General features: G+C 68.7%; 4 protein-coding genes. 3 read left to right on the forward strand and 1 reads right to left on the reverse strand.

The window, feature by feature from the left end; genetic code table 11:
- The coding region (locus JHD63_RS22035; RefSeq protein WP_198972925.1) for a TetR/AcrR family transcriptional regulator at positions 1 to 397 on the reverse strand (397 nt) is incomplete at its 3' end.
- 108 nt (positions 398 to 505) lie between these two features.
- Here JHD63_RS22035 and msrA point away from each other — a divergent pair.
- The 3 genes from msrA to JHD63_RS22050 all read left to right on the forward strand — a co-directional run.
- Positions 506 to 1,039, forward strand: a complete 534-nt coding sequence (msrA, locus tag JHD63_RS22040; RefSeq protein ID WP_198972926.1) for a peptide-methionine (S)-S-oxide reductase MsrA — start codon at positions 506 to 508, stop codon at positions 1,037 to 1,039.
- A 60-nt stretch (positions 1,040 to 1,099) separates the two neighbouring features.
- The gene (locus tag JHD63_RS22045) at positions 1,100 to 1,498 is read left to right on the forward strand and encodes a hypothetical protein (protein ID WP_198972927.1); all 399 of its coding nucleotides are present in this window, start codon (positions 1,100 to 1,102) and stop codon (positions 1,496 to 1,498) included.
- A 107-nt stretch (positions 1,499 to 1,605) separates the two neighbouring features.
- Positions 1,606 to 3,366: TonB-dependent receptor (locus tag JHD63_RS22050; RefSeq protein ID WP_198972928.1), on the forward strand; the 1,761-nt coding region annotated here is incomplete at its 3' end.

The raw sequence follows: 3,366 nt of genomic DNA on the forward strand, positions 1-3,366 counted from the left end.
GCTCAGGGAAGTTGCCGGCCTCGGCCTCCATGAGCTTGCAGATGCCGGCCATCTTGGTGCTGCCGACCAGCCTCCACCATTCCTGCAGGGCATAGGCCAGCATCTCGGCGGTGGTATCGGTGAAGCAGTCGATCTCGGCCGACCAGTTGGCATACAGGCCGCTGATGTTCTTGCGTATAACCTCCTTGAACAGCTCTTCCTTGCTGGGGAAGTACAGGAACAGCGTGCCCTTGGAAACACCGGCGCGGGCCGCCACCTCATCGACGCGGGCAGCGGCATAGCCTTTTTCCACGAAGACATCGAGCGCGGCTTCGAGCAGCTCTCCCGGGCGCGCTTCCTTGCGGCGCTCACGCTTGGGCGCTTGCTCGACAGAAGGTGGGTGGGGGTGGTGCGGCATTTTTAATGACTGACTGGTTAGTAATATACGGGCAGCGCGGGCGGGCGTCAACGCTTGCGCTTAGCATCGGCTCTGACAGCCGCTGCTGGCGGCAGGAAAGGAAACTCCATGGCTTCTGAAGAGACCATCGTTCTGGGCGGCGGCTGCTTCTGGTGCACCGAGGCGGTATTCGACCGGGTGCGGGGCGTGACCGACGTCGAGAGCGGCTACGCCAACGGCGACACGCCGCGCCCGAGCTACGAGCAGGTTTGCACCGGCCGTACCGGCTATGTGGAGGTGGTCAAGCTGATCTTCGATCCGGAGGTCATCACGCTGCGCGAGATCCTGGAGATCTTCTTCGTGGTGCATGACCCGACCACGCTCAACCGCCAGGGCAACGACGTCGGCACGCAGTACCGCAGTGGCATCTACACCACGGACCCGTCCCAGGCCGCGGTCGCAGAGGAGGTCATGGCGCAGTTGCGGCGGGAGGGTACCGCGCTGGTGACCGAACTGGAGCCGCTGCGCAACTACTACCCAGCCGAGGACTACCACCAGGACTACTTCCTGCACCACCCGGAGCAGGGTTACTGCGCTTTCGTCGTCGGCCCGAAGGTGGAGAAGTTCCGCAAGACCTTTGCACGTTTGGTGAAGCCGGACTGAGGCGCGGGCATTTTTTCGGTGAGAATCCCGGCTCATCCCTTAGCGGGGATCCGCCCCACCATGACCGCCCGCCGCCTTCCTGTCCGCCGACTGCCTGCCGCCTGGTTCTGGGCGCTGCTGGCCATGCTGGCGCTGGCGCCCTTGCTGGGCAGCCTGCATGCGGTGGCGCACCCGCCCACCGGATACCAGAGCGTGTCGAGCACCGCGGCGGCGGCACCTGCCGGACCGCTCGCGCACATGGATGCGACGGCGTGGCCCAAGCGCCTGTTCGGCGACCATTCCGGCAAGGATGATTGCCGTTTGTACGACCAGTTGTGCCATGGCGAGGTCCTGCATTCGGCGCCACTGCCGGTGCTGCCCTTTGCCGTACCGATCGCCACCTTCGACTTCCTGCAGGGCGAGTTCCTCGTCCGCTGGGCTGCGCTTTTCGACGCGCGCGGCCCTCCGTCCGCTCGCTGAATCCTTCCGGCGCCCTGTGCGGTCGCCGCTTCGAGCCGGCCGGGCCTGACCCGGGCCGGCCCGCCGCCGCGCGCCGCGCGGCCCTTCCCGATTCAACGAGTATTGCCATGCACCCCTCATTCCGCATCGGCGCCATCGGCGCCGCCATTCTTTCGCTGGCCGGTATCGCCCACGCCCAGACCGCCGCGGCTGCCGCCACCGCCACGCTCAAGGAGGTCACCGTCACCGGCAACCCGCTGGGCGCGGCCGACCGGGTGGTGCCGGCCGAGCAGCTTTCGGGCGAGGATCTGACGATCCAGAGCCGGACCACCCTCGGCGAGACGCTGGACGGCCAGCCTGGCGTCAGCAGCACCTACTTCGGCCCCAACGCCAGCCGCCCGATCATCCGTGGCCAGGACGGCGACCGCATCCGCATCCTGCAGAACGGCGGCGCCACGCTCGATGCCTCGGCGCTGAGCTTCGACCATGCCGTGCCGACCGAGGCACTCACCACCGAACGCATCGAGGTGCTGCGCGGCCCGGGCGCGCTGCTCTATGGCGGCAGCGCCGTGGGCGGCGTGGTCAACGTGATCGACAACCGCATCCCGCGCGAGCCGGTGCAGGGCGTCACCGGCAAGCTGGACGCCGGCCTGGCCACCGGCAACGGCGAGCGCAGCGGTGCGGCGATGGTCGAGGCCGGCAATGACCGCTATGCGCTGCATGTCGATGCCTTCGACCGCCGCACCGACGACGTGCGCGTGCCGCTGCAACTGGCCTGCGAGAAACCCGGCTCGCCCGGCCTGGCGCGGCGCATCTGCAATTCGGCCAGTTCCACCCACGGCGGCGCGGTGGGCGGCACGATGTTCTTCGACCACGGCTACCTGGGCGCCTCGGCCGGCACCTACCGCAGCAACTACGGCACGGTGGCCGAGGACGACGTGAAGATCGGCATGCGCTCCAACACCTATGCGGTCGAGGGCGAATGGCGGGTCAACGCCGGGCCGCTGCAAAGCCTCAAGGCGCGCCTGGGCCACACCGACTACCAGCACACCGAATTCGAGGGCGGCGTGGCCGGCACCACCTTCCGCAACAACGGCAACGACCTGCGCATCGAGGCCCGCCACCAGCCCTGGGGCGCGCTGCAGGGCATGATCGGCCTGCAGGCGGAGTCCTCGCGCTTCTCGGCCGAGGGCGAAGAGGCCTTCGCGCCCGCCAGCCACACGCGTTCGACCGCGCTGTTCGCCTACGAGGAGTACGGCACCTCGTGGGGCAAGCTGACCTTCGGCGCGCGTACCGAGCAGGTCAAGGTGCAGTCCTTCGGCAGCCCGGACGTGGACCGGTTCTTCGTCGGCTCGCGCGACTTCAACCCGCACAGCGCGGCGCTCGGGGCGCTGGTCAATCTCACGCCGCAGTGGCAGTTGACCTCCAACCTGGCCTATACCCAGCGCGCGCCCAAGGACTACGAGCTGTTCGCCAACGGGCCGCACGTGGCCACGGCGGCCTGGGAAACCGGCGACACGTCGCTGGGGCTGGAGAAATCCACCGGCATCGATCTGGGCGCGGCCTGGAAGGGCGGGCCGCACAAGTTCTCGGTCAACGCCTATGCCACGCGCTTTTCCAACTACATCGGCCTGACCCCCACCGGCGATGTGCTGACGGAGCAGGGCGAGCGCAACCCGCCTTCCGGCACGGACGACACCCTGCCCGAGTACCGCTACCAGGGCGTGCGGGCGCGCTTCTACGGGCTGGAGGCGAGCGGCACGGTGCGCCTGCTCGGCGCGGGCGGTGTCGCGGCAGCGCCCGCCCAGGGCGCGGCGGCAGGCTCGACGCTGGACCTGCGCTTGCGTGGCGATCTGGTGCGCGCCACCAATTCCGATACCGGCCAGCCC

It is taken from the genome of Xylophilus sp. ASV27, from assembly GCF_016428875.1.
In the GTDB taxonomy this organism is placed as follows: domain Bacteria; phylum Pseudomonadota; class Gammaproteobacteria; order Burkholderiales; family Burkholderiaceae_C; genus Xylophilus.

What these genes read in the sequence shown, in the direction of transcription:
- msrA (WP_198972926.1), top strand. Translation starts at nt 506, where the DNA reads ATGGCTTCTGAAGAGACCATCGTTCTGGGCGGCGGCTGCTTCTGGTGC.
- JHD63_RS22045 (WP_198972927.1), top strand. Translation starts at nt 1,100, where the DNA reads ATGACCGCCCGCCGCCTTCCTGTCCGCCGACTGCCTGCCGCCTGGTTC.